This is a genomic window from Streptomyces sp. NPDC048718 (assembly GCF_043198875.1).
Lineage (GTDB): Bacteria > Actinomycetota > Actinomycetes > Streptomycetales > Streptomycetaceae > Streptomyces.
Genome location: NZ_JBICVG010000015.1, coordinates 183,419 through 204,446, shown reverse-complemented (window position 1 = coordinate 204,446; position 21,028 = coordinate 183,419). Strand labels below are relative to the sequence as shown.

Annotated in this window: 20 protein-coding genes; 11 read left to right on the top strand and 9 right to left on the bottom strand. The window is 73.5% G+C overall.

What is annotated here, in order from left to right; all coding sequences use genetic code 11:
• Positions 1-38 precede the first annotated feature (38 nt).
• The 3 genes from ACGFRB_RS26435 to ACGFRB_RS26425 all read left to right on the top strand — a co-directional run bounded on the left by ACGFRB_RS26435 (position 39) and on the right by ACGFRB_RS26425 (position 3,712).
• Positions 39-614: a phosphatase PAP2 family protein gene (locus ACGFRB_RS26435; RefSeq protein ID WP_393246579.1), complete on the top strand. Its 576-nt coding sequence runs from the start codon at positions 39-41 to the stop codon at positions 612-614.
• A gap of 219 nt (positions 615-833) precedes the next feature.
• Positions 834-1,265 carry a PPOX class F420-dependent oxidoreductase gene (locus tag ACGFRB_RS26430; RefSeq protein WP_361223134.1) on the top strand — a complete coding sequence of 144 codons (432 nt, stop codon included), beginning with the start codon at positions 834-836 and terminating at the stop codon, positions 1,263-1,265.
• 377 nt (positions 1,266-1,642) lie between these two features.
• The gene (locus tag ACGFRB_RS26425) at positions 1,643-3,712 is read left to right on the top strand and encodes a discoidin domain-containing protein (protein WP_363007343.1); all 2,070 of its coding nucleotides are present in this window, start codon (positions 1,643-1,645) and stop codon (positions 3,710-3,712) included.
• Between the two features lie 189 nt (positions 3,713-3,901).
• Here ACGFRB_RS26425 and ACGFRB_RS26420 read toward each other — a convergent pair whose 3' ends face one another.
• Positions 3,902-4,723, bottom strand: a complete 822-nt coding sequence (locus ACGFRB_RS26420; RefSeq protein ID WP_393246535.1) for a DUF1524 domain-containing protein — start codon at positions 4,721-4,723, stop codon at positions 3,902-3,904.
• Positions 4,724-4,861: 138 nt separating this feature from the next.
• Between ACGFRB_RS26420 and ACGFRB_RS26415 the strand changes: the two genes are divergently transcribed.
• The gene (locus ACGFRB_RS26415; protein WP_393246533.1) at positions 4,862-5,911 is read left to right on the top strand and encodes a sporulation protein; all 1,050 of its coding nucleotides are present in this window, start codon (positions 4,862-4,864) and stop codon (positions 5,909-5,911) included.
• 2 nt (positions 5,912-5,913) lie between these two features.
• Positions 5,914-6,132 (top strand): twin-arginine translocase TatA/TatE family subunit, encoded by a 219-nt coding sequence (locus ACGFRB_RS26410; protein ID WP_363007280.1) that lies wholly within the window; start codon positions 5,914-5,916, stop codon positions 6,130-6,132.
• Here the strand turns inward: ACGFRB_RS26410 and ACGFRB_RS26405 are convergent.
• Both ACGFRB_RS26405 and ACGFRB_RS26400 read right to left on the bottom strand, forming a co-directional pair.
• On the bottom strand, positions 6,089-6,751 hold the full coding sequence (locus tag ACGFRB_RS26405) for a phosphatase PAP2 family protein (RefSeq protein ID WP_363007282.1): 663 nt from the start codon (positions 6,749-6,751) through the stop codon (positions 6,089-6,091). The two genes, ACGFRB_RS26410 and ACGFRB_RS26405, sit on opposite strands and share 44 nt — an antisense overlap.
• Positions 6,752-6,890: 139 nt before the next feature.
• A complete protein-coding gene (locus ACGFRB_RS26400) occupies positions 6,891-7,571 on the bottom strand; it encodes a DedA family protein (protein WP_363007284.1) in 681 nt (226 codons plus the stop codon).
• A gap of 144 nt (positions 7,572-7,715) precedes the next feature.
• On the opposite strand from ACGFRB_RS26400, the gene ACGFRB_RS26395 reads away from it, so the two are divergent.
• From ACGFRB_RS26395 to ACGFRB_RS26380, 4 genes are all read left to right on the top strand, one after another.
• Positions 7,716-8,087, top strand: coding sequence for a BlaI/MecI/CopY family transcriptional regulator (locus tag ACGFRB_RS26395; RefSeq protein ID WP_393246530.1), 372 nt, complete (start codon positions 7,716-7,718; stop codon positions 8,085-8,087).
• Positions 8,084-9,049 (top strand): M48 family metalloprotease, encoded by a 966-nt coding sequence (locus ACGFRB_RS26390; RefSeq protein WP_393246528.1) that lies wholly within the window; start codon positions 8,084-8,086, stop codon positions 9,047-9,049. The genes ACGFRB_RS26395 and ACGFRB_RS26390 overlap by 4 nt, the downstream gene beginning before the upstream one ends.
• 313 nt (positions 9,050-9,362) lie before the next feature.
• Complete coding sequence (locus ACGFRB_RS26385) at positions 9,363-9,848, top strand: TrkA C-terminal domain-containing protein (RefSeq protein WP_363007290.1); 486 nt, start codon at positions 9,363-9,365, stop codon at positions 9,846-9,848.
• Positions 9,849-9,851: 3 nt separating this feature from the next.
• Positions 9,852-11,117, top strand: coding sequence for a cation:proton antiporter (locus tag ACGFRB_RS26380; RefSeq protein ID WP_393246526.1), 1,266 nt, complete (start codon positions 9,852-9,854; stop codon positions 11,115-11,117).
• A 229-nt stretch (positions 11,118-11,346) separates the two neighbouring features.
• On the opposite strand, the gene lexA is transcribed toward ACGFRB_RS26380, so the two are convergent.
• From lexA to ACGFRB_RS26360, 4 genes are all read right to left on the bottom strand, one after another.
• Complete coding sequence (gene lexA / locus ACGFRB_RS26375; protein WP_363007294.1) at positions 11,347-12,069, bottom strand: transcriptional repressor LexA; 723 nt, start codon at positions 12,067-12,069, stop codon at positions 11,347-11,349.
• Between the two features lie 128 nt (positions 12,070-12,197).
• Entirely contained in the window at positions 12,198-12,728 is a 531-nt protein-coding gene (locus ACGFRB_RS26370) for a hypothetical protein (protein ID WP_393246524.1), read from the bottom strand.
• A gap of 114 nt (positions 12,729-12,842) precedes the next feature.
• Positions 12,843-13,463, bottom strand: coding sequence for an L-threonylcarbamoyladenylate synthase (locus tag ACGFRB_RS26365; protein ID WP_363007298.1), 621 nt, complete (start codon positions 13,461-13,463; stop codon positions 12,843-12,845).
• 207 nt (positions 13,464-13,670) lie between these two features.
• Positions 13,671-14,507 (bottom strand): helix-turn-helix transcriptional regulator, encoded by an 837-nt coding sequence (locus ACGFRB_RS26360; RefSeq protein WP_363007300.1) that lies wholly within the window; start codon positions 14,505-14,507, stop codon positions 13,671-13,673.
• 588 nt (positions 14,508-15,095) lie between these two features.
• Between ACGFRB_RS26360 and ACGFRB_RS26355 the strand changes: the two genes are divergently transcribed.
• Both ACGFRB_RS26355 and ACGFRB_RS26350 read left to right on the top strand, forming a co-directional pair.
• Positions 15,096-15,719, top strand: a complete 624-nt coding sequence (locus ACGFRB_RS26355) for a TetR/AcrR family transcriptional regulator (protein WP_363007302.1) — start codon at positions 15,096-15,098, stop codon at positions 15,717-15,719.
• 179 nt (positions 15,720-15,898) lie between these two features.
• Entirely contained in the window at positions 15,899-17,599 is a 1,701-nt protein-coding gene (locus tag ACGFRB_RS26350; RefSeq protein WP_393246577.1) for a translation initiation factor 2, read from the top strand.
• A 60-nt stretch (positions 17,600-17,659) separates the two neighbouring features.
• Here the strand turns inward: ACGFRB_RS26350 and ACGFRB_RS26345 are convergent, their stop codons facing one another.
• Together ACGFRB_RS26345 and ACGFRB_RS26340 are read right to left on the bottom strand one after the other, a co-directional pair.
• Positions 17,660-19,789 carry a hypothetical protein gene (locus ACGFRB_RS26345; protein WP_393246522.1) on the bottom strand — a complete coding sequence of 710 codons (2,130 nt, stop codon included), beginning with the start codon at positions 19,787-19,789 and terminating at the stop codon, positions 17,660-17,662.
• 182 nt (positions 19,790-19,971) lie between these two features.
• Positions 19,972-20,613 carry a DUF1326 domain-containing protein gene (locus tag ACGFRB_RS26340; RefSeq protein ID WP_393246520.1) on the bottom strand — a complete coding sequence of 214 codons (642 nt, stop codon included), beginning with the start codon at positions 20,611-20,613 and terminating at the stop codon, positions 19,972-19,974.
• Positions 20,614-21,028: the final 415 nt, after the last annotated feature.

Below are 21,028 nucleotides of genomic sequence, written 5' to 3'. Positions count from 1 at the left end.
CTCCCACCCCCGTTCCGGCGACCGCCCGGCCCCGGGGCATGGCGGCGGTGCGGGCGGTGCTGTCCGATCTGCGCGCGGTGGACGGCGCCTTGTACGCGGCGGTCGCGGCGACCCCGACCCCCACGCTCGACCGGGGGCTGCGCCGCCTGTCGCACGCCGCCGACCACTCCAAGATCTCCCTGTCGATCGCCGCGCTCCTCGCCCTCGCCGACGGTCGGCCCCGCCGGGCCGCGGCGGCCGGAATCGGCGCCGTCGCCCTGGCCTCCGCCGCCGCGAACCTCTTCGGTAAGCGGCTGGTGCGGCGGGCACGCCCGGACCGCGAAGCGGCCCGCGTCTCGGTGGACCGGCAGGTGCCGATGCCGAGTTCGGCCTCCTTCCCATCCGGACACACGGCCTCGGCGGTCGCCTTCGCGACGGCGGTGGGCGTGGTGCTGCCGCCCGCCGCGGTCCCGCTCGGCGTCCTCGCCGGAGCGGTCGGCTACTCGCGCGTCCACACGGGCGTGCACTATCCGGGTGATGTCTTCGCCGGTGCCGTCCTCGGCCTCGCGGGCGCGGTCACCGCGCTGGCGGTCGCCGACGCGCACCCGAGCGGACGGGACCTCCTCCGCTGGTGAACCCGGTTCGCGCGCCCGGTCTCCGGCCGGGGGGCCGGGCGCACGGAATCCGGAGCGTGGGCCACGGACGCGAGGGGCGGACGCGAGGGGGCGTCGCGCCTCCGGCGGCCGGTTCCCCACGCCATCCGACGGCCCCCGGCTTGCCGAAGTTGCTCTTATCGGGTGAGTGAGCCGGGATGTGAGGAACAAGACGGCACACGGGGCGACTTGACTGTGAACATGACCTCCTCTTCGTACGACCCGCGCACCCTGCTCGCCGAGAGCCGTCTCGGCGTCCTCGCCACGCTCAAGGCCGACGGGCGGCCGCAGTTGTCGCCCGTGATGCCGTACTACGACCCGGCGACCGAGACCCTGTACGTGTCGGTCACCGAGGGCCGCGCCAAGACGGCGAACCTGCGGCGCGATCCGCGCGCCGCCCTGGAGGTGACCGCCCCGAACGGCCGGTCGTGGGCCACCGCCGAGGGCACGGTCACCCTGATCGGCCCCGGTACCGATCCGAACGGGCCCGAGGTGGAGGCGCTGGTGGAGTACTACCGGCTCGCGTCCGGGGAGCACCCGGACTGGGCCGAGTACCGGTCGGCGATGGTGAACGACCGGCGGGTGCTCGTACGCATGCCGGTGGACCGGGTGTACGGGCAGAGCATGGGCTGAGCCCACAGTCCGGGCCCGGGGGCCGGGGCCCGCGGCTCCCCCCGGCCGCCGGCTCCGGGCCGCGCCTGCGGGCGCCGACGGCCGCCCGCGCCCGGACGGCTACGCCGGCACCCGACAAGGCCGCACCTTCCCCTCCCCTCACTCCCCCACGTTCCCCTCCCGCGCCCTCACCGTGCCACCACCGCACCCTCACGCCTCCCCCGTACCGGCTCCACAACCGCGCACCCTCATCCGACGCCCCGTCAATAGGTCGTTTGACCCGGACTATTGACTCACTCCTCGTTCCTCGCGATCCTCGGCCCGAGCCGCCGTTACCCACGGAAACATCACGCGCCGCTCACTGCCCGGTATCCCCCATGACCGAAGGCATCGCCGACATGAATCGATCACCACGACGCGGGCCGGGCGGCCGGTTCGCCCTCCTGTCCCTGCTCATCGCGCTGACCACCGTTCTCTTCGGCGCGGGCCCGGTACCCGCCGCCGGCACGGGCGGCTCCTGGTGGGAGCCCACCGCCCGCCCGGCCCCCGATTCCCGGATCAACGCCACCGGCGCCCCCTTCACGGGCACCGACTCCCAGGGCAAGGTGCGCGGCTTCGTCGACGCGCACAACCATCTGATGTCCAACGAGGGCTTCGGCGGCCGCATGATCTGCGGCGCGACCTTCTCCCCCGCGGGTGTCGCCGACGCGCTCAAGGACTGCCCGGAGCACTATCCCGACGGCGTCGGCGCCATCTTCGAGCATCTGACCGGCGGCGACGACGGCACCCACGACCCGGTCGGCTGGCCCACCTTCAAGGACTGGCCGGCCCACGACTCGCTGAGCCATCAGCAGAACTACTACGCGTGGGTCGAGCGGGCCTGGCGCGGCGGCCAGCGGGTCCTGGTCAACGATCTCGTGACCAACGGACTGATCTGCTCGCTCCTGCCCCGCGACCGAGGCTGTGACGAGATGGACGCCATCCGCCTGGAGGCCCGCAAGACCTTCGAGCTCCAGGACTACATCGACCGGATGTACGGCGGTCCCGGCAAGGGCTGGTTCCGTGTCGTCACCGACTCCGCCCAGGCCCGCTCGGTCGTCGAGCAGGGCAAACTCGCGGTGGTGCTCGGCGTGGAGACCTCCGAGCCGTTCGGCTGCAAGCAGATCCTCGATGTCGCGCAGTGCTCGAAGGCCGACATCGACAAGGGTCTCGACGAGCTGTACGGGATGGGCGTGCGCAGCATGTTCCTTTGTCACAAGTTCGACAACGCGCTGTGCGGCGTACGGTTCGACACCGGCACCACCGGAGTCGCCGTGAACATCGGCCAGTTCCTGTCGACGGGCACGTTCTGGGCCACCGAGAAGTGCGCGGGTGCGCAGCACGACAACCCGATCGGGCTGACCGCGCCGCCCGCGATGGCGGAGAAGCTGCCGCCGGGCGTGACCGTCCCCGCGTACGCCTCCGACGCCCGCTGCAACACGCGCGGGCTGACCCGGCTCGGCGAGTACGCCCTCAAGGGCATGATGCACCGCGGCATGATGCTGGAGCTCGACCACATGAGTGTGAAGGCAGCGGGCCGGGCGCTGGACATCGTGGAGGCCGAGCGGTACCCGGGTGTCATCTCCAGCCACAGCTGGATGGACCTGGAGTGGTCCGAGCGGGTCTACCGGCTGGGCGGCTTCATCGCCCCCTACATGCACAGTGCCGAGGGCTTCGTCGGGGAGGCGGCGCAGAACGCCGCGCTGCGGCGCGAGTACGGCGCCGGGCTCGGCTACGGCACGGACATGAACGGGGTCGGGGGCTGGCCGGCTCCGGTCGGCCCGGGCGCTTCGAACGCCGTGACGTACCCGTTCCGCAGCTTCGACGGCGGTACGGTCCTCGACCGCCAGGTCACCGGCGAGCGGACCTGGGACATCAACACCGACGGCGCGGCGCACAACGGTCTCGTCCCGGACTGGGTGGAGCAGATCCGGCTCACACCGGGCGGCCAGGACGTGGTGAACGATCTGGCCCGGGGCGCCGAGACGTATCTGACGACCTGGAAGGCGACCGAGCGGCACGAGACGAGTGTCGATCTGGCGGCCGGACGGGCGGCCTCGGCGTCCAGCACCCAGTGGTGGAACCCGTTCACGAACTTCGCCCCCGCCCTGGCCGTGGACGGCGACAGCGGGACGCGATGGGCGAGCGAGTGGTCCGACGACCAGTGGTGGCAGGTGGACCTGGGCGAGCCGCGCCAGGTCGGCCGGGTGACCCTCGACTGGGAGGAGGCGTTCGCGCGCGGCTACCGGATCGAGCTGTCGGACAACGCAAGCAGCTGGCGGACCGTGTGGTCCACGGACGCGGGGGACGGCGGCATCGACACGGCGACGTTCGCCTCGCAGTCGGCCCGGTACGTCCGGGTGCACGGGGTGAAACGGGCGACCGGCTGGGGCTACTCGCTCTTCGACGTCACGGTGGCCCGGTCCTGACCGGCTCCCGGCCCGGCCCCCGAACCCACCCCCGAACCGGACTCTGATCCACTCCGGGCGGGAGACGGACAAGGCCCCGGCGGTGCCGTCACGGCACCGCCGGGGCCTGCCGTTCCTCGTACGGGGCGGTCCGTTCCGTCGTACGGCCTCTCGGTCCGTCGTACGGAGTTCCGCCCCGCCGGGCGGGAGTCAGGAACCGCAGGTGGCGAGCATCCGGCCGAGCATGGCCTTCTCGGCGGAGGTCACCGTCAGGCCGTACGTCGACTTCACCGAGGTCCACGACCGCCCGTACGCACACCAGTACGACTCCAGCGGAGGCTGCCACTCGTCCGGGCCCTGGTCACCCTTGGAACGGTTGGAGGACGCCGAGACGGCCAGGAGCTGCGGGTGGCTCAGGTCGTTGGCGAACGCCTTGCGCTGCTCCTGGGTCCACGAACGGGCTCCGGAACGCCAGGCGTTGGCGAGCGGCACGGTGTGGTCGATGTCCAGCCCGGACGCGGAGGTGATGACCTTGCCGTCGTACACACTGACCCAGCGGCCGGAGACGGCCCGGCACTGCGCGTCGCGCCGCACTCCCTTGCCGTCCCGCTGCAGGATCGTCTCGCGGGTGTCGCAGCTGTCGCCCTGCCCCGCCCAGTGGGGGAACTTGTCGCGGTTGTAGCCGGTCATCGTCCCCTGCGGGGCCACCGTGAGACCGGCGAGCAGGCGGCGGGAGTGGGCCGCGGTCGGCATGCCGGGCAGCGTGCCGTCGCCGGCCGACGGACGAGGGGTGGAGGTCCGGGTGGGCTTGGCGGTGGGGGTGGCACCGGCGGTGGGGTCGGCCTTTCCGGTGGCGGTGGCACCGGGAGCCGGCGCGTCACCGGTCCGCGAAGGCGAACCCGGAGCCGTGGCCGAGGCGTGGCCCTTCGACTCCGGTCCGGCCGGGCCGGAGTCGACTCCCTCGCACCCGGCCAGGGCGAGCAGCGCCGCCGCTGTCAATACCGTTATCCACTTGTTCTTCTGACGCCGCATGAGCTGAATCGTTCCCTCTGTTTGGCACTGCTACGCGGCAGCGTACCTGTTCGATCCTGTGGGACCGGCTGATGCTCTACAGTCACGTAGAAGTGCAGGCAGAAGCATTCCGCATGTGACGAAGGAGTGGACGCCACGATGGTGTTCAAGAGGCTGCTCGGCTCGCTGGGCGTCGGCGGTCCCGCCGTGGACACGGTCCTCGATCCCGGCGCGGTGACGCCCGGTGGCCAGCTCGGCGGACAGGTCCATCTGCGCGGCGGGGGCGCGGAGTTCACGATCGAGCACATCACGCTCGAACTGGTCGCCCGGGTGGAGGCCGAACACGCCGAGGGCGAGTCGGAGGGCACCGTCGTCTTCCACCGCCATGTCGTCGGGGGCAACTTCCGGCTCGGCGCGCAGGAGCGGCGGTCGGTCCCGTTCAGCTTCCCGCTGCCCTGGGAGACGCCGGTCACCGAACTGCACGGGCAGAGCCTGGGCGTCGTGCTGGGGGTCCGTACCGAGCTGGGCATCGCCGGGGCGCGCGACAAGGGCGACCTGGATCCGCTCGCGGTGCGCCCGCTGCCCGCCCAGGAGGCGGTCCTGGAGGCGCTCGGGGAGCTGGGCTTCGGCTTCAAGTCCGCCGACCTCGAACTCGGCCACATCGGCGGCAGCGGGCAGCAGCTGCCGTTCTACCAGGAGATCGAGCTGGTCCCCGCGCCCCGGTACACACACCGGATGAACGAGCTGGAGGTGACGTTCCTGGCCGGACCGGCCGGTGTCGACGTGGTCCTGGAGGCCGACCGGCGCGGTGGGTTCCTGTCCTCGGGCGACGACGCGCTGTCCCTGTTCACGGTGGGCCACCAGGAGGCCGGACGGCCCGACTGGGCGACCGAGGTGGACGGCTGGATCGCCCGGCTGCTCGACCGGCACGCCGCGTACGAGGCCGCGGCGGCGCATCACGCGTACGGACAGCACCATGGGTACGACGCGTACGACCCCCACAAGGGCCACGCCGACGGATACGGCAGCCCCCACGGCCATAGCGGCGGACACGACGGCGGACACCGCTCGGGCCCCGGCGTGGGGACCGCGATCGCCGCCGGGGCGGCCGGTCTCGCGGTGGGCGTGGTCGGCGGCATGGTCGCCGCCGAGGTCGTCGACGAGGTGGGAGACTTCTTCGAGGGTGACGACGAGAACGAGGAGGGCTGATCATGTTCGGCTTGAGTGAACTGGCGATACTCCTGATCGTCGTCATCGTCCTGGTCGGGATCCGCAAGCTGCCGGGCCTCACCCGCAGCGCGGGCACCTCGCTGCGCATCCTCAAGAGCGAGGCGCGAGCGATGAAGCGGGACGGCGAGGAGGCCGAGCCCCGCGCCGTCTACCAGGTCAAGCGGACGCCCCCGGAACCCGGCCCGGACCGCCCGCTCTGACCAGCGGGCCGATCCGCCCGGCCAGCCCCGGCGCGAGCGCCCTCACCAGCAGCCCCAGCGCCAGGGCGACCAGGGCGCCGACGACGATTCCGACGGCCACGTCGTGCGGGTAGTGGACCCCCACCCACACCCGCGAGGCGGCCATCGCGAGCGCGCAGACGCTCGCGATGACGCCGAGCCGGGCCGACACGAACCACAGGGCGATCGCGGCGGCCGCCGCGATCGTGGCGTGGTTGCTGGGGAAGGACCAGTCGCCGGGCGCCGGGCACGCCTCCAGGGTGACGGCGCGCAGCGACTGGCACGGGCGCAGTTCGCGCACGGCGGACTTGACCAGGGTGCTCACCACGAACGCCAGGACGGTGAGCAGGGGCGCGGCCAGCGCCCGCACGGCGCGTTCACGCTCGCCCCGCACGCGGGCGCGCCACCAGCCGTAGAGCATCAGGACGGCGAAGACCGCGAGCCCGTACGAGGAGTAGAGGCCGACGGCGCGGTCGAGCCAGCCCGGCGCGTCCTGCGCCGCGCGCACCACGTCGAGGTAGGCGGGGCCGTCGATACCGGCCCCGTCGTAGCCGGTGGGCGCGGGGGCGGCGGCGAAGGGCAGAGCGTGCGGAAGGTTCATCGGGTCCATCGATTCATCCGGTTCGTCGAATGCGGCGGTATCGGCTGTTCCATCGGTCTCATCCGACTCATCCGACTCAGTTGATGCGGCTGACGCGGCAGGGGCGCTTGGGCCGTCACGGCGAGCGGGGCCGGCGGGATCACGGCCGGGCCCCCGCACCGGCGCGCCGGGTCCGGCGGGCCCTGCGCACCTCCAGGGCCACGGGCACCAGGGAGAGCGCGACCACGGCGGCGATGACGGGCAGCAGATAGCGGTCGACATTCGGCACGGACGCGCCGAGCCCGTATCCGGCGAGGGTCACCCCGACGGTCCACAGCAGACCGCCGAGCACCTGCCACACCGTGAAGACGCGGGCCGGGACGCCGAGGACGCCGGCGAGCGGATTGAGCACGGTGCGCACGAGCGGCAGGAAGCGGGCGAGGACGATCGCCTTCGCGTAGCCGTACCGCTGGAGGATCTCACCGGCCCGGGCGGCGCCCTCGGCGATCTTCCGCGATCTCGAGCGCGCCAGGAAGGCCGGTCCGGCCCGCCGGCCGAGGAGGTAGCCGGTCTGGGCGCCGGCCAGCGCACCCGCCGCCGCGGCGGTCAGCACCCAGGGCAGCGAGAGATGGCCGGGCACGGCCTTGGAGCCGGCGCACAGCAGTCCGGCGGTGAAGAGCAGCGAGTCCCCCGGCAGGAAGAAACCGACGAGAAGGCCGGTCTCGGCGAACAGGACGACCGCGATGCCCAGCGTGCCGAAGGCGGCGAGCAGGGATTGCGCGTCCAGCACGTTCACCGCCAGAGGGGTGAGCGGGGGCACGGCGGCGGGCGGCGGGAGCATCGGCTCGGCCCTTCGGGTCGGCGGGGGCGCCGGAGCGTACGTCCGGGGCCGGGGCAGCGGAAAGCGGCGACCGCGTATCCTGTGTCTACAGAACAGTAGTCGGTCTACTTCACTGTAGACGAAAGTGCGGAGACGAAGGTTCCGATGGCGGACACGGAGAACGAGCGGCGCCCCTCGGGCGAGCTGGAGGCCAGTGTGCTCGCCGCGCTGTGGGCCGCGGGCGGCCCGCGCACGGCGGCCCAGATCCGGGCCTCGATACCCCAGCCCCTCGCCCGCACCACGGTGGCGACCCTGCTGGCCCGGCTGTACGAGAAGGGGGCGATCGACCGCAGCCCCGCCGGGCGCGGTTTCGCGTACCGCCCGGTCGAGGACGCGCACGGGCTCACCGCTCGCCGGATGCACCGCGAGCTGGACCAGGACGCCGACCGCGGCCTGGTCCTGGCCCGTTTCGTCGAGGGCCTGAACCCCGAGGACGAGGCCGAGCTGCGGCGTCTACTGGAGGACGGCGGCCAGTGACCCTGTCGGCACTGCTGCCCACGGCACCGCTCCCCTTCCTTCTGCTCCCACTGGCCCTGCCGTGGGGGCTGCCGCCGCTCGCCCGGCGGGTGGCGGAGCGGGTCCGGCCCGACATCGCCCTGTGGACGGTCACCTCGGCCGCCGCGGCCCTCGCCCTCGGGGTGCTGGCCTGCCTGGGCGCCCTGCTGCTGCCGCCGGCCCTCGCCCTGCCGCCGCTCGCGCACCTCGCCGAACTCGTCCGCCCCCTGGAGACCGGGCCGCGCGCCCTGGTGCTGGGCGCCGCCGCACCGGCCGCCGGCGCCCTCGCGGTCACCGCGGCCGTCGCCGTACGGCGGGCGCTCGCGGAGGTCCGCCGGTTCCGCGCGGCCCACGAGGACGTGGCCGGACTGCCGCAGGCCGGCGGCCTGTGCGTCGTCGACGACCCGCGCGCGGACGCGTACGCGCTGCCCGGCACCCGCCGCCGGGCGGACCGGATCGTGGTGACGACCGGAATGCTGCGCGCCCTGAGCGCGCCGGAGCGCGAGGCGCTGCTCGCACACGAGCGGGCCCATCTGGCCGGGCGCCACCATCTCTTCCTGGCCGTCGGCCGGCTCGCCGGCTGGTGCCATCCGGCGCTCGGCGGCGTGGTGCGGCAGGTGTCGTACGCGGCGGAACGGGCCGCGGACGAGGCGGCGGCCCGTGCGGCCGGGGACCGCGGCCTGACAGCCCGGGCCGTGGGGCGGGCCGCGCTCGCCACCACCGGGGGACGTACGGACCGGCCCTCGTTCGCGCCGGGCGCGGCCGGCGGCCCCGTACCGGCCCGGGTGAGGGCCCTCATGGGCCGCGCCCCGACGCGGCGGATGGCGCCCGCGCTCCTCGTCATGGCGCTGCTGTGCGGGGTCGCCGGGGGTTCCGCGACCACGGGTCTGACCCTGCTGCACCGGGACGTCGAGATCGCCCAGGGGGACGTCGCGGAACTCTGAGCCGCGAAGAGCCGGGCCGAGTCGACCGCAGGCCTCTGCGCCGTGACAAGCCATGACGGGCGTGACGGACCGTGACGGGCGACCGAGGCCCGGGCCGCCGTACGGCGGCCCACCGACACTCCAGGCCACCGTCCGCCGTAGCCGACCGTGACACATTCGACACCGGTCGGCCGCCGCCAGGCGGAGGCGAAATGCCCGGATCGCGGCCATTTTCCCGCCGAATTCGCCAGTTTGTTGCCTGGGTAAAGTAATTGCCAAGACGCCCGTTCCCCGGGACGTCTCCTTCGGCCTGCCCATCCCCAGGAGATTCGCCATGCCCGCAGCGCGCATGAGCCGCACCCCGCTGCCCGGAATCGGTGTCCGCTACGACCTGACCACCCGCGAGGACCGCCGTCTGTCGGTCGTCGCGAGCCGGGACGGTACCCGGGTGCTCAACACCTACAACCGCGACGATCCCGACGATTGCTCCTTGTCGGTGCGGCTGACCCCGAACGAATCGGAGGCGCTCATCGACGCGCTGATGCCCTCGCACCACAGCCCCAGCCTGCTTTCCACCACGGACCTCGGACTGGTCGCCGAGCGGATCGAACTCGGTGGCTCCTCCCACTGGAACGGCCGCGTCCTCGGGGACACCCGAATGCGGACCGAGACCGGTGTGTCGATCGTGGCCGTGCTGCGGCGCGCCGACGCCATCCCCTCCCCCGGCCCCGATTTCCGTCTCGCCGGCGGGGACACCCTCATCGTCATCGGCACCCGTGAAGGGGTCGACGCCGCCGCCCTGATACTCGAAAGGGAGTGATCCATGCACTCGTCCGCCGTCTTCCTCATCGAGTTCGGTGCCATCATCCTCAGCCTCGGCCTCCTCGGCCGACTCGCCGGCCGGCTGAAGTTCTCCCCGATCCCGCTCTACCTCCTCGCCGGCCTCGCCTTCGGTGAGGGCGGGCTGCTGCCACTCGGCGCGAGCGAGGAGTTCGTGGCCATCGGCGCCGAGATCGGCGTCATCCTGCTGCTCCTGATGCTGGGTCTGGAGTACTCGGCGTCCGACCTGGTCGGCAATCTCAAGACCCAGTACCCCGCCGGTCTCGTCGACGCCACCCTCAACGCCCTGCCCGGCGCGGCGATGGCGCTGATACTCGGCTGGGGGCCGGTCGCGGCCGTCGTCCTCGCCGGTGTCACCTGGATCTCCTCCTCCGGCGTCATCGCCAAGGTCCTCGGCGACCTCGGCCGGCTCGGCAACCGCGAGACGCCGGTGGTGCTGAGCATCCTGGTCCTCGAGGACCTGGCCATGGCGGTCTACCTGCCGATCATCACGGCCCTGCTGGCCGGCGTCGGTCTCGCCGCGGGCAGCGTCACGCTCGCCATCGCGCTCGGTGTCGCGGGTCTCGTGCTCTTCCTCGCCGTCCGCTACGGCCGGATCATCTCCCGCTTCGTCTCCAGTGACGACCCGGAGAAGCTGCTCCTCGTGGTGCTCGGTCTGACCCTGCTCGTCGCGGGCGTCGCCCAGCAGCTCCAGGTGTCGGCCGCCGTCGGCGCGTTCCTGGTCGGCATCGCCCTGTCCGGCGAGGCCGCGGAGGGCGCGCACAATCTGCTCAGCCCGCTGCGGGACCTGTTCGCGGCCGTCTTCTTCGTCTTCTTCGGCCTGCACACCGACCCCTCCAGCATCCCGCCGGTGCTGCTCCCGGCTCTCGCGCTCGCCGTGGTCACGGCCGGTACGAAGATCGCGACGGGCTACTGGGCGGCGCGCCGTGCCGGAATCTCGGTCAAGGGCCGCTGGCGCGCGGGCGGCACGCTCGTGGCGCGCGGCGAGTTCTCGATCGTCATCGCGGGCCTCGCCGTCAGCGCGGGCATCGAGCCCTCCCTGGGCCCGCTCGCCACGGCGTACGTGCTCATCCTGGTCATCGTCGGCCCGCTGACCGCCCGTTACACCGAGCCGATCGCCGCGCTGCTGACGCGCCGGTTCCGGCCGGCCACCGCCGGCGCGGACGGGGCCGCGGTGATGCCGGGGCCGCGGACGTCTCCCGAGGACGCGTCGGCCCCGGTGGGCGACGGCACGAACCGCCGCTCCTGACGGATCCCCCGGCCATCGGGCCCTCGGCCCTCGCGCGGCGCGCGGAGCGGGCCGGGAGAGCCGGGAGGCCGGACACATCGAACGGGCGCGTTCGGACAGCCCCTCACGGGGACCTGTCCGGACGCGCCCGTTCGTTTTCCGCCCCGCCCCGGGGCCTCGGGGTCAGGGGTCGGAGGGCAGGGAAGGCCCCGGAGAGTTCCGGGGGAATCTCCGGGTCGGCTCCAGGGGTTCAGAGCGTACGGAAGACCGAGACGACCTTGCCGAGGATCACCGCGTCGTCGCCGGGGATCGGCTCGTAGCGCGGGTTCTCCGGCATCAGCCAGGCGTGCGCGCCCCGGTGGGCGAGGCGCTTCACGGTGGCCTCGCCGTCCAGCATCGCGGCGACGATGTCGCCGTCGTCCGCCGTCTCCTGCGCGCGGACGATCACCACGTCACCGTCCTCGATCTGCGCGCCCCTCATCGAGTCGCCCACGACGGTCACCGCGAACAGCCGTCCGGAACCGACGACCTGGGCGGGCAGCACCAGGGTGTCCTCCACCAGCTCCTCGGCCGTGATGGGCACACCGGCCGCGATCCGGCCGACCAGAGGCACGGTCACGGCCCCACTCGCCGCCCGTTCCCGGCCCAGGCCCCGCACTCCGGCCCCGAGGGGGCCCAGCGGCGCGCGCCCGGGCAGCCTCGCGGTCCCGGCTTCGGCCTCGGCGACCACGTACGCGCGCGGACGCTGCGGGTCCTGCCGCAGGAAGCCCTTCTTCTCCAGGGCCCGGATCTGGTGGGACACGCTGGAGGTGCTGAGCAGTCCGGCGGCTGCCGCGATCTCCCGCATCGAGGGCGGGAATCCGTGGTCCTGTGTGTGGGACCGGATGATGTCGAGGATCTGCTGCTGCCGCTGGGTCAGCCCGGCAGCGTTGGTCCGGCTGCCGGGCGGCCGGCCGGCACGGTTCCTGCTCATGGTCGGCCTCCGTTCGTCCGCTTCTCCGACAGAGCACACTAACCCGCCGCACCGGGAAAAGGGCAGGTCGGGTCGGCGAGAGCGTCCCGAAATCCCCCGGAATCCCCTGGTCGCCACCCCACCCGGCCCTATCGCAGCGGCCCGCGCTCGTCGACGAGGACCGCCGGTTCGGTCAGGAAGACGTCCCGGTCCCGGGGGCCGTACGCGATGTTGAAGGTGTCGAGCCAGTACAGCCAGTCGCGCAGCCCCAGGGCACTGGAGAACCGGTAGTTGAGCTGCCAGCGGACCCACTGCCCGGGCAGCAGCCGTACGGCCGGCGGCCTGCGCCGCCGGGGCGGTACCCCGCACAGCGGCTCGACCCGGGCGAGCACCCGGAGCCGGTCGCCTTCGTCGCGCAGCCGGAGCCCGACCTCGTCGAGATTCCGGACCGCCGGGCGCGGCGCGAATCCGTCCCGTTCCGCCATCTCGACGTAGTGGGCGAACCCGTAGGGCTGGGAGGGCGGGGGCGGAGAGGACGATCCAGGGGCTCCGGGGCTCCCGTACGGCGCCTCGTCGGGGAGTGGGAATCCGGCCGGCAGCGCGTTCCTACGGATGGCGGCCGGTCCGCCCCGGGACTCCTTCGTCCAGAAGGTCCTGACCCACTGCACGGTGATGTCCACTCCGCCTCCCCCGTCACCGGGAGCGTACGGGCGTTCGGCCGCCGGCCGCATCCGTGTTCCGGCCCGTCCGACCGGCCGCCCCTCCACTCGTCTCGTCCGCCCCTTCCGCTCGGGTCACTCGAAGCGGGCCGGATCCCCCGCCCCGCGCCGGACGATCTCCGCCTCCCCGCTGGAGAAGTCGACGACGGTGGTCGGCTCGGTGCCGCAGTCGCCGGAGTCCACGACGGCGTCGAGGACGTGGTCGAGCCGTTCCTTGATCTCCCAGCCCTGCGTCATCGGCTCGTCCTCGTCGGGCAGCAGCAGGGTGCTGGACAGGAGCGGTTCGCCGAGCTCGGCGAGCAGCGCCCGGGTCACGGCGTGGTCGGGGATCCGGACGCCGACGGTCTTCTTCTTCGGGTGCTGGAGGCGGCGCGGCACCTCGCGGGTCGCGGGCAGGATGAAGGTGTAGCTGCCCGGGGTGGCCGCCTTCACCGCGCGGAAGACGTCGTTGTCGACCTGGACGTACTGGCCCAGCTGGGCGAAGTTCTCGCAGACCAGCGTGAAGTGGTGGCGGTCGTCGAGGTGCCGGATGGAACGGATCCGCTCCAGTCCCTCACGGTTGCCGATCCGGCAGCCGAGCGCGAAGCAGGAGTCGGTGGGGTACGCGATGAGGGCGTCGGCACGGAGGCTGTCGACCACGGTGCCGATGGTACGGGGCTGCGGGGAGATCGGGTGCACGTCGAAGTACTTGGCCATCCGCCGACCCTACGGGATGACGCCCGCCGCACCGCGCCGCACGGTCCTGTGCCGCGCCACGACGCCACCGCCGGAGCACCCCCGAAGCACCGTCCGACCACCGCCGGATCGCCCTCGGGCCACCCCCGGACCAGCGCCCGTACAACCCGCTCCGAGGCGGCCGAGCCGCCGTCCCGTGCGGCTCCCCGCCGTGGCAGTGGTGCGGCGTCAGGGCACGGGACGGGCCCGGAGCATGGGAATCCTGGCGCGCGACTTCCTGGCCCCCGCGTGGAAGGCGAGGATCACCAGCCGGGAACCGGGCGCGGTCATCGGCTGGGCGGCGCAGATGGCGACATGCCCCGGCCCGTGCTCGGGGTGCAGGATCGGGCGCTCGTCGCCGTCGGGGTGGATGGAGGCGCCGCCCGCGTCCCACAACGGCCGCAGATCGGGATCGAGCGCCGCCTCGCGGGCGATCCGCAGCAGCGTCCCGTCATCGGGACGCAAGGTGAGCGCCGCACGCAGCTGCGGCAGAACGGCCGGCGCCCAGACGGTGTCCCACTGGAGCAGGGTCTCGCGGCCGTCGGGTTCGAGGAGGATCCACCGCATCATGTTCCGGGGGATCCGCCGCCCGGCGAAGAACGCGGCCCAGGCCTCGTTGTAGGCGAGCGTGTTCCAGGAGGCATCCGTCACGTACGCCATGTGGGAGATCCCGTCGACCGCGTCCTGCCACAGGCCGGGCACCTCCAGGCCGGAGACCGTGCTGAGCGGGGCGGGCGGGTCGCCGATGCCGGCGTACCGGCACAGGCTGCCCCACTCCTGCTCGTTGAGCCGGAACAGCCGGGCCACCTGGCGGAGGTAGTCGACCGGCGGGTGCGGATAGCGGCCGGTCTCCAGCCGGTTGTACGTGTGCAGCGCGCGTGCCGTCAGCTCGTCGACCTGCTGCTGGGACAGGCCCTGGGCACGGCGGCCCTGCCCGGTCGGCCGGGCGAGTCCGTACTGCTCGGGCTCGATCAGCGCCCGTCGTTCCATCAGGAGCGCCTTCAGCGCGGGCTTGTTCATCGCCATGGTCTGTCGTCCCCCGTGGAGCGTGTGGACACCGCACCGGGAGCCTAATTCCTGGCGCCGTTATTCCTCATAAAAACTGCGCGTAGAAATCGGCTCGGCAGCGGGACAAGCTGTCCGGTGTGGACGCCCGACCAGCCGGAAGGCCGCTCGGGACGGCCACAGTGCAGCACGGCGGGGTGATGGCGAGCCGGGCGGGCGGATCCCGTCCCACAGGCGCGCCGGGGCAGCCCTGTCCGTCCTCGTCGGAGTTCCGGCGGGGTGCGGCCGGCCGGCGCCACGGCGCCGGGACCGGTCGCGCCCGTGCCGGGACTCCGCGGGCCCGTGACTGCGGCCGGTGCCGACAATCGCCACGATGTCGCGTCCTCGACACCGGTCGCGTGAGCGGCCGACGGCGTACACCCGTGGCGCCGGACCGGCCCGTCGACCGGCCCCGGGCAGTTCCCTCCGCCTCTGCCCGGGGCCGCACGACGTCACCCGCCGACCGCGGACCGGGCCGTGCGGACCGGATCCATGGATGGACCGGATCCCCCGGCCCGGGTGGGGTAGCGTGCGCGGACCGCCCGCCGCCGACACACCCGGGAGCCCCGAATGAGCCGACGTTCGGCCGACGAACGCCGTGAGGAGCTGATCGAGGCGGCGATCCGGGTCATGATCCGCGACGGGGTCGGCCGGGCGACGACGCGCGCGGTGGTGGCGGAGGCCGGACTGCCGCTGGGCGCGTTCCACTACTGCTTCCGCTCCAAGGAGGAACTGCTCCAGAGCGTGATCGAACGGATCATGGTGCGGGCCTCGGCCCCGGCGGTCGCGGCGGCCTCGGTCGACGGGATGTCCGTCGAGTCGGCCGTACGGACGGCGCTGCACGCGTACTGGGAACGGATCCGGCAGAGCCCGGACGAGCACCTGCTGACGTACGAGTTGACACAGTACGCGCTGCGCCAGCCCGGCCTCGCGGAACTGGCACGCAAGCAGTACGCGCACTACACCCGGGTCACCCGCGACTCCCTGGAGGCGATGGCCCGGCTCGCCGGCGCCGAGTGGACCGTGCCGATGGCGGTCCTGGCCCGGCACGGGCTCGGGGTCCTCGACGGTCTGACCCTCACCTGGCTGATCGACCGCGACGACGAGCTCGCCCGCGCCGCGCTCGACGAGTACGCCTCCTATCTGGTGTCGGTCGCGCGGCCGGACGGAGGGCGGGGCGCGCGAGCGGAGTGATCCGCGCCGGTACGATCGGGACCATGCCGCACGGGGCACCCGCCGACCAGCCAGCACTCGCCAGCGCGAGGCGGGGGCGAGGCGATCTCGCACCGGGGGCATCCGCCGGGACGTCCGCGGGGCCATCCGCCCGGCCGAAACCCGGGGCGGGGCACGGGGCACGGCGCGGACAGCGGGTGGTGCTGGTCGCCGCGCGGTCGGCGGTGGCGCTGCACCGGCTGCTCGACGCGCTGCCCGTCTTCGAGGGCGATCCCCGGGTCGCCACCCGCTTCACCCTGGTCCCCGGGTCCCGCTTCGGCACCGAGGCGCTGGCCGCGCTCGACCGGGCCGGGGCGCGGACCGTTCCCTGGGACGAGGCCCGGCGGGGCACGCACGATCTGGTGCTGGCCGCGAGCCCCAAGGGCGAGCTGCGCACGCTGTCCGGGCCACGGGCGCTGCTGCCGCACGGGGCGGGCTTCAACAAGGCGCTGAGCGAAGAGGGTTCGGCGGCGCTGCCGTCCGGCCTGGATCCGCATTTCCTGACGTCCGGCGGGGCGCCGTGGGCCGATCTCTACGCGCTGGCGCACGAGGCGGACGCCGAACGGCTGGCCCGGTCCTGTCCGTCCGCCGGGCCGCGAGCCGCCGTGGTCGGGGACCCGACCCTGGACCGGCTGCTCGCCTCCGTCCCGCACCGCGAGTCCTACCGTGACGCGCTGGGCACGGGTCCGCGCCGGCTCGTCGTCCTCGTGTCGACCTGGGGGCCGGAGTCGCTGCTCGAACGCCGCCCCGAACTGCCCGCCGAACTGCTGCTGGGCCACCCCCACGACGGGTATCTGTTCGCCCTGGTGCTGCACCCCAACGCGTACAGCGAGACCGGCCGTTTCGACCTGGCCCGGCAGCTCGCCCCGGCCGTGTCCGCCGGGCTGCTGCTGCCCGATCCGTACGAGGAGTGGGCCGCGCTGCTCGTCGCGGCCGACGGCGTGGTGACCGACCACGGGTCCACCGCCCTTTACGCGGCGGCGCTCGGTCGGCCGGTCGTCGGCGCGTACGACGGGGGCGTGGAGCTGGTGCCGGGCAGTCCGATGGCGCGGCTGCTCGGGTCCGTACCCCCGTTGGCCGCGCCGGAGCGGCTGGAGGAGGCTCTCGGGCTCGCGTCGGCCGTCGACACCCGCGCCGTGGCGGGGGCGGCCTTCGCCCGCCGGGGGCACGCGCTGGAGAGTCTGCGGCGGGAGCTGTACCGGCTTTTGGACCTGGACCCGCCGTCATACGCTCCCCGGCCCCGGCCCTTCCGGTGCCCCGCGCTCCGCCCGGACCGGCCGGCCGTCCACGCGGTGCGGGCCGAGGTGGCGGGCGACCGGGTGGTCCTCGCGCGCTTCCCGCCGGACACCCGCGAGCCGGTGCACCATCTGGCGGCCGAGTACCGGGCGGGCGCGGAGCGCGCGCCGCAGAGCGCGGCCGTTCTCTGGCGCCGGGCGCCCGAGGGCGACGACGGGGCCGGCGGCGGGGCGCGCGGTGCGCACAGGGCCGGCGGGCCGTACGGGTCCCCTGGACCTTACGGGTCCTACGGCGCGCGGACGGCGTGGACCGCGGGCGGCTGGTCGGCGCACACGCTGGGCGAGTTCCCCGGCTGTCGTACGGCCGCCGTGATCGAGTCGGCCGACCGGCTGCTGCTCCGGCACCGCCGGGCGGGACCGCTGCTCGTCCGCGTGGAACCGCACCGGACGGCGGGGCGGGTGGCACGACCCGACCCGGTGGCGGTCGTGTCCGCGGTGCACGCGTGGCTCGGCGCGACCCGGGAGCCGTGTCTGCCGGCGACGCTGTCGTGCGAGGTCGGGCCGGTGACGGTCCGTGTGCGGGTCGCCGAGGCACGGGAGGCCGACCTCGACGCCCGCGAGCTGTGACCGGCCCCGGCCTGGGCAGCTCTCCCAGGGATCTGCCCGGCGGACCGGGCCGGACAGGCCCTATGTCCCGCCGTCGGCGGGCAGCGCACCGGCCTGTTCGGCCAGATTCCGCGCGGCCGCGCCGTACTCCCCGGCCTCCCTCATCCTCCCCAAGTCCTTCATGAGGGCGGACAGTTCGTCCAGGATCCGCTTCTCGTCGGTGCCGGAGCCGCGCCGGCGGGCGGCGGCGAGGGCCGCGGTCATCAGGGGTTCCGCCTCCTCCGTACGGCCGGCGAGGCGCAGCGCGCGGCCGAGTTCGAAGCCGGCCCGGGCGCTCAGCCGCTCCCGGTGCTGCTCCCGCGCGGCCTCGTGGGCCTCGCTCAACAGGCGTACGGCGGCCTCGGCGTCGCCGCTGCCGAGGGCGGCCTTGCCCAGCAGATAGGTCTGGAGCAGGACACCGTACGCGTTGCCGATCGCGGCGTGGATCGCGCGCGAGGCCTCGAAACCGGCGACGGCCCCGGGCCAGTCACCGGCCTCGGCGGCCAGCAGGCCGCCGAACTCCAGCGCGGAGGCCCGCAGTCGGCGATCTCCGGCGTCCGTGCCGAGGTGCTCGGAGGCCGCCACCGCGCGCCGCACCTGCTCGTCCGCTTCCGCGTAACGCCCCTGTTCCCACAGGGGTCTGGCGAGCTGGCAGCGCATCCGGATCCGGGCACCGAGGTGTTCGGACCGGTCGGCGGCGGCCACCCCGGTCCGGAAGGCGTCGATCACGTCCGCGTAGTGGGGGTGGTCGAGGAAGTGGGTCCACAGCGGCTCGCACAACGCCCAGGCGTCCTCGTCGAGTCCGGACGCGAACGCCAGCCGGACACAGCCGTACAGTGCCGCCCGGTGGTCGTCGAGCCAGCGCAGCGCCGCCGCCTTGCCCGCGAAGTCCACGTCGGGTCCGTCGAGAGGGCCCGCCGGGGCGGGTGGTGCTGCGAGGGTCATCCGGGGGCCGGCGGCGAGCAGGTCGGCGCGGGCGGCCTGGCGCCGGAACCACCGGACGAGCGCGGTGCGCGCGGCGAGCGGATCGCGTGTGGCGCCCACGGCGCCGGGGGCGCTCGTGGCGTCCGTGGCGTCCGTGTCCTGCCGGGCGCGCCGCTCGGCGTGGCCGCGTACCAGGTCGTGCATGCGGAAGCCCTCGTCGCGGCCTTCCAGCAGGCCCGCCGACTCCAGTTCGGCCAGGGCGTCGAGGGCCCCGTCCAGGTCCAGGCCGAGGAGGGCGGCGACCGGCTCGGGCTCGACGAGCGGCGCCGGGTAGAGGGGCAGCAGCCGGTACAGCCGGGCGGCTTCGGGGCCGAGTCCGGCGTAGGAAGCGTCCCAGACCGCCTCGACCATGGGGATGCCCTTCCGGTGGAGTTCCCCGGTCAGCTCGACGACCAGCCGGGACAGGCTCTTCCTGCGGTACTTGCGCACCCACTGGCCGGCCACAGTGAGCGCGGCGGGCAAGCCGCCGCAGCCCTGGACCAGTGCGGCCGCGGCGTCCGGCTCGGCGGTCAGCCGGGGGTCGTCGACGATGGCGGCGAGCATCCGTACGGCGTCGTCGGCGGCGAGGGGCGGCACCGCGATCTCGACAGCCGCCGTGCCGTCGAGGTCGTACAGGGGTCCCTGGCTGGTGACGATGACCAGGCTGTGCGGCGACGCCGGAAGCAGCGGCAGCACCTCGCTGCCGAACCGGGCGTTGTCGATCACGACGATGAGCCGCTTGTCCCTGGTCCTGGTCCACAGCTGCCGGGTGCGGCCCGCGAGCGAACGCTCCAGCCATTCGGGGCGCACGTGCAGACCGGTGAGCAGACCGCCGACGGCGTCGGCCACGTCGACGGCGCCGTCCCGGCGCAGGTCGTCGAGGTCGAGGGAGAGCACCCCGTCCGAGTAGCGGTCGGCGAGGCCGCGCGCGACATGGAAGCCCAGAGCCGTCTTCCCGATGCCGGCGATCCCGGTCAGGACGACGGTGAGCGGCCCCGCCCGGCCGGGCCGCTCGTCGACGGCACACCGGATGCATTCCTGTTCGGCGTGCCGGTTCTCGAAGTGGGCGAGTTCCGGCGGCAGCTGATACGGGACCGGGTGCTCGGCCGCCGCCGTGGTGTGGATGTGCTGGTGCAGTTCCCCGATGCGGCCGGCCTGGACGACGAGGTCCGCCTGCCCGCTCACGCTGTTGTGGGTCTCCTCGGCCATGGCCCAACCCTAGGGCCTCGGTGCCGGGGTGACGGGTGCACTGGAGCGGTCGGTGTTCCCAGCAGGCCGCGTTCTTCGGTGGGGCGCGTGAATCCCGTGCTCACGCGTCTTCGGTGTCTCTTCACGCTCTCGGGTGTTTCGACGCTCCCCCCGGCGGGGCCGGGACGGCGCCTCCGGTCCGCTCAGGAGGTGGGGCGCCAGTCGAAGGGGAAGTGTTTGCTCGATCCGCCGCGGTAGCGACGGGAGAAGTCGAAGCCCTCGGCGTGGTCCGCGGACACGACTCCCCAGGTGGCCACCTGTCCCGGTCCGACCTCCGCGCCGGGGGCATTGATCAGCTGGACCCTGCGGCTCGGGTCGGCGGTGGGGCCGGTCAGCGCCCTGGCGCCCACGTCCACCTGGTCCGCCACGGAGGCACGCCAGTACCCCAGGTCCTCGGCGGCCTCGAAGACGACCGGGGCGTACCGCACTTCGCGTACCTCGCCGATGAGCGAGCCGAAGGTGCCCGGCCAGCCGCCCACGTTGCCGCGGAAGATCTCCTCCAGGGCCTGCCGCTGCCGCTGCGTGCCCTTGGCGTCGATGTAGAACATCACGCTCATGCGGGTGTCGGTGTCCTTCTCCCACATGTTGCCGGCGAACTCCCCCAGGGCCACCACGCCCAGGCCGTCCAGCCGTACGTCGTCGAAGTGTCCCTCGTGGATCTGCCACACCAGGGTGAACAGGCAGGCCCCGTCCGTGGGGGCCTGGGCGAAGGTGCAGGGGCAAGGCAGGGAGCAGCTGCAGACGTCGAACCACTCGCCTCGGATGTGCCAGTTCGTCTTGTCCATGACCGCCACCTCCCCACTACCCCTGGGGGGTATGCATTCTCGATTTCTCGTTCGACGCTGATCGGCCACGCGCGAGCCTCCCGGACAGCCCCTCGCCCGCCCGACCCGGCCGGGAACTCCCGCCCGCGGCGCACCTTCAGGCCTGACGGCGCAACCGACCAAGCGTCATCCATGGTTCCGGGCGGGTCACTTCGGAGCACGGGGAACCAGGACCGCGACCCGCCCTCCCCCACAGGACACCCCAAGCGCGAACCGGCCGACAGTGGCGCACAAGAGGAAACGTTTCACGCCCGTCCGAAAACCTACGACCCCGGAACAGACAAAAGGCATGTCGAATGACACTCGCTTTCGAATATACGAAATATATCCCAAAAATCCTTATCCGGACATTTTGGAGTGCATTTCGGCCAGGAGG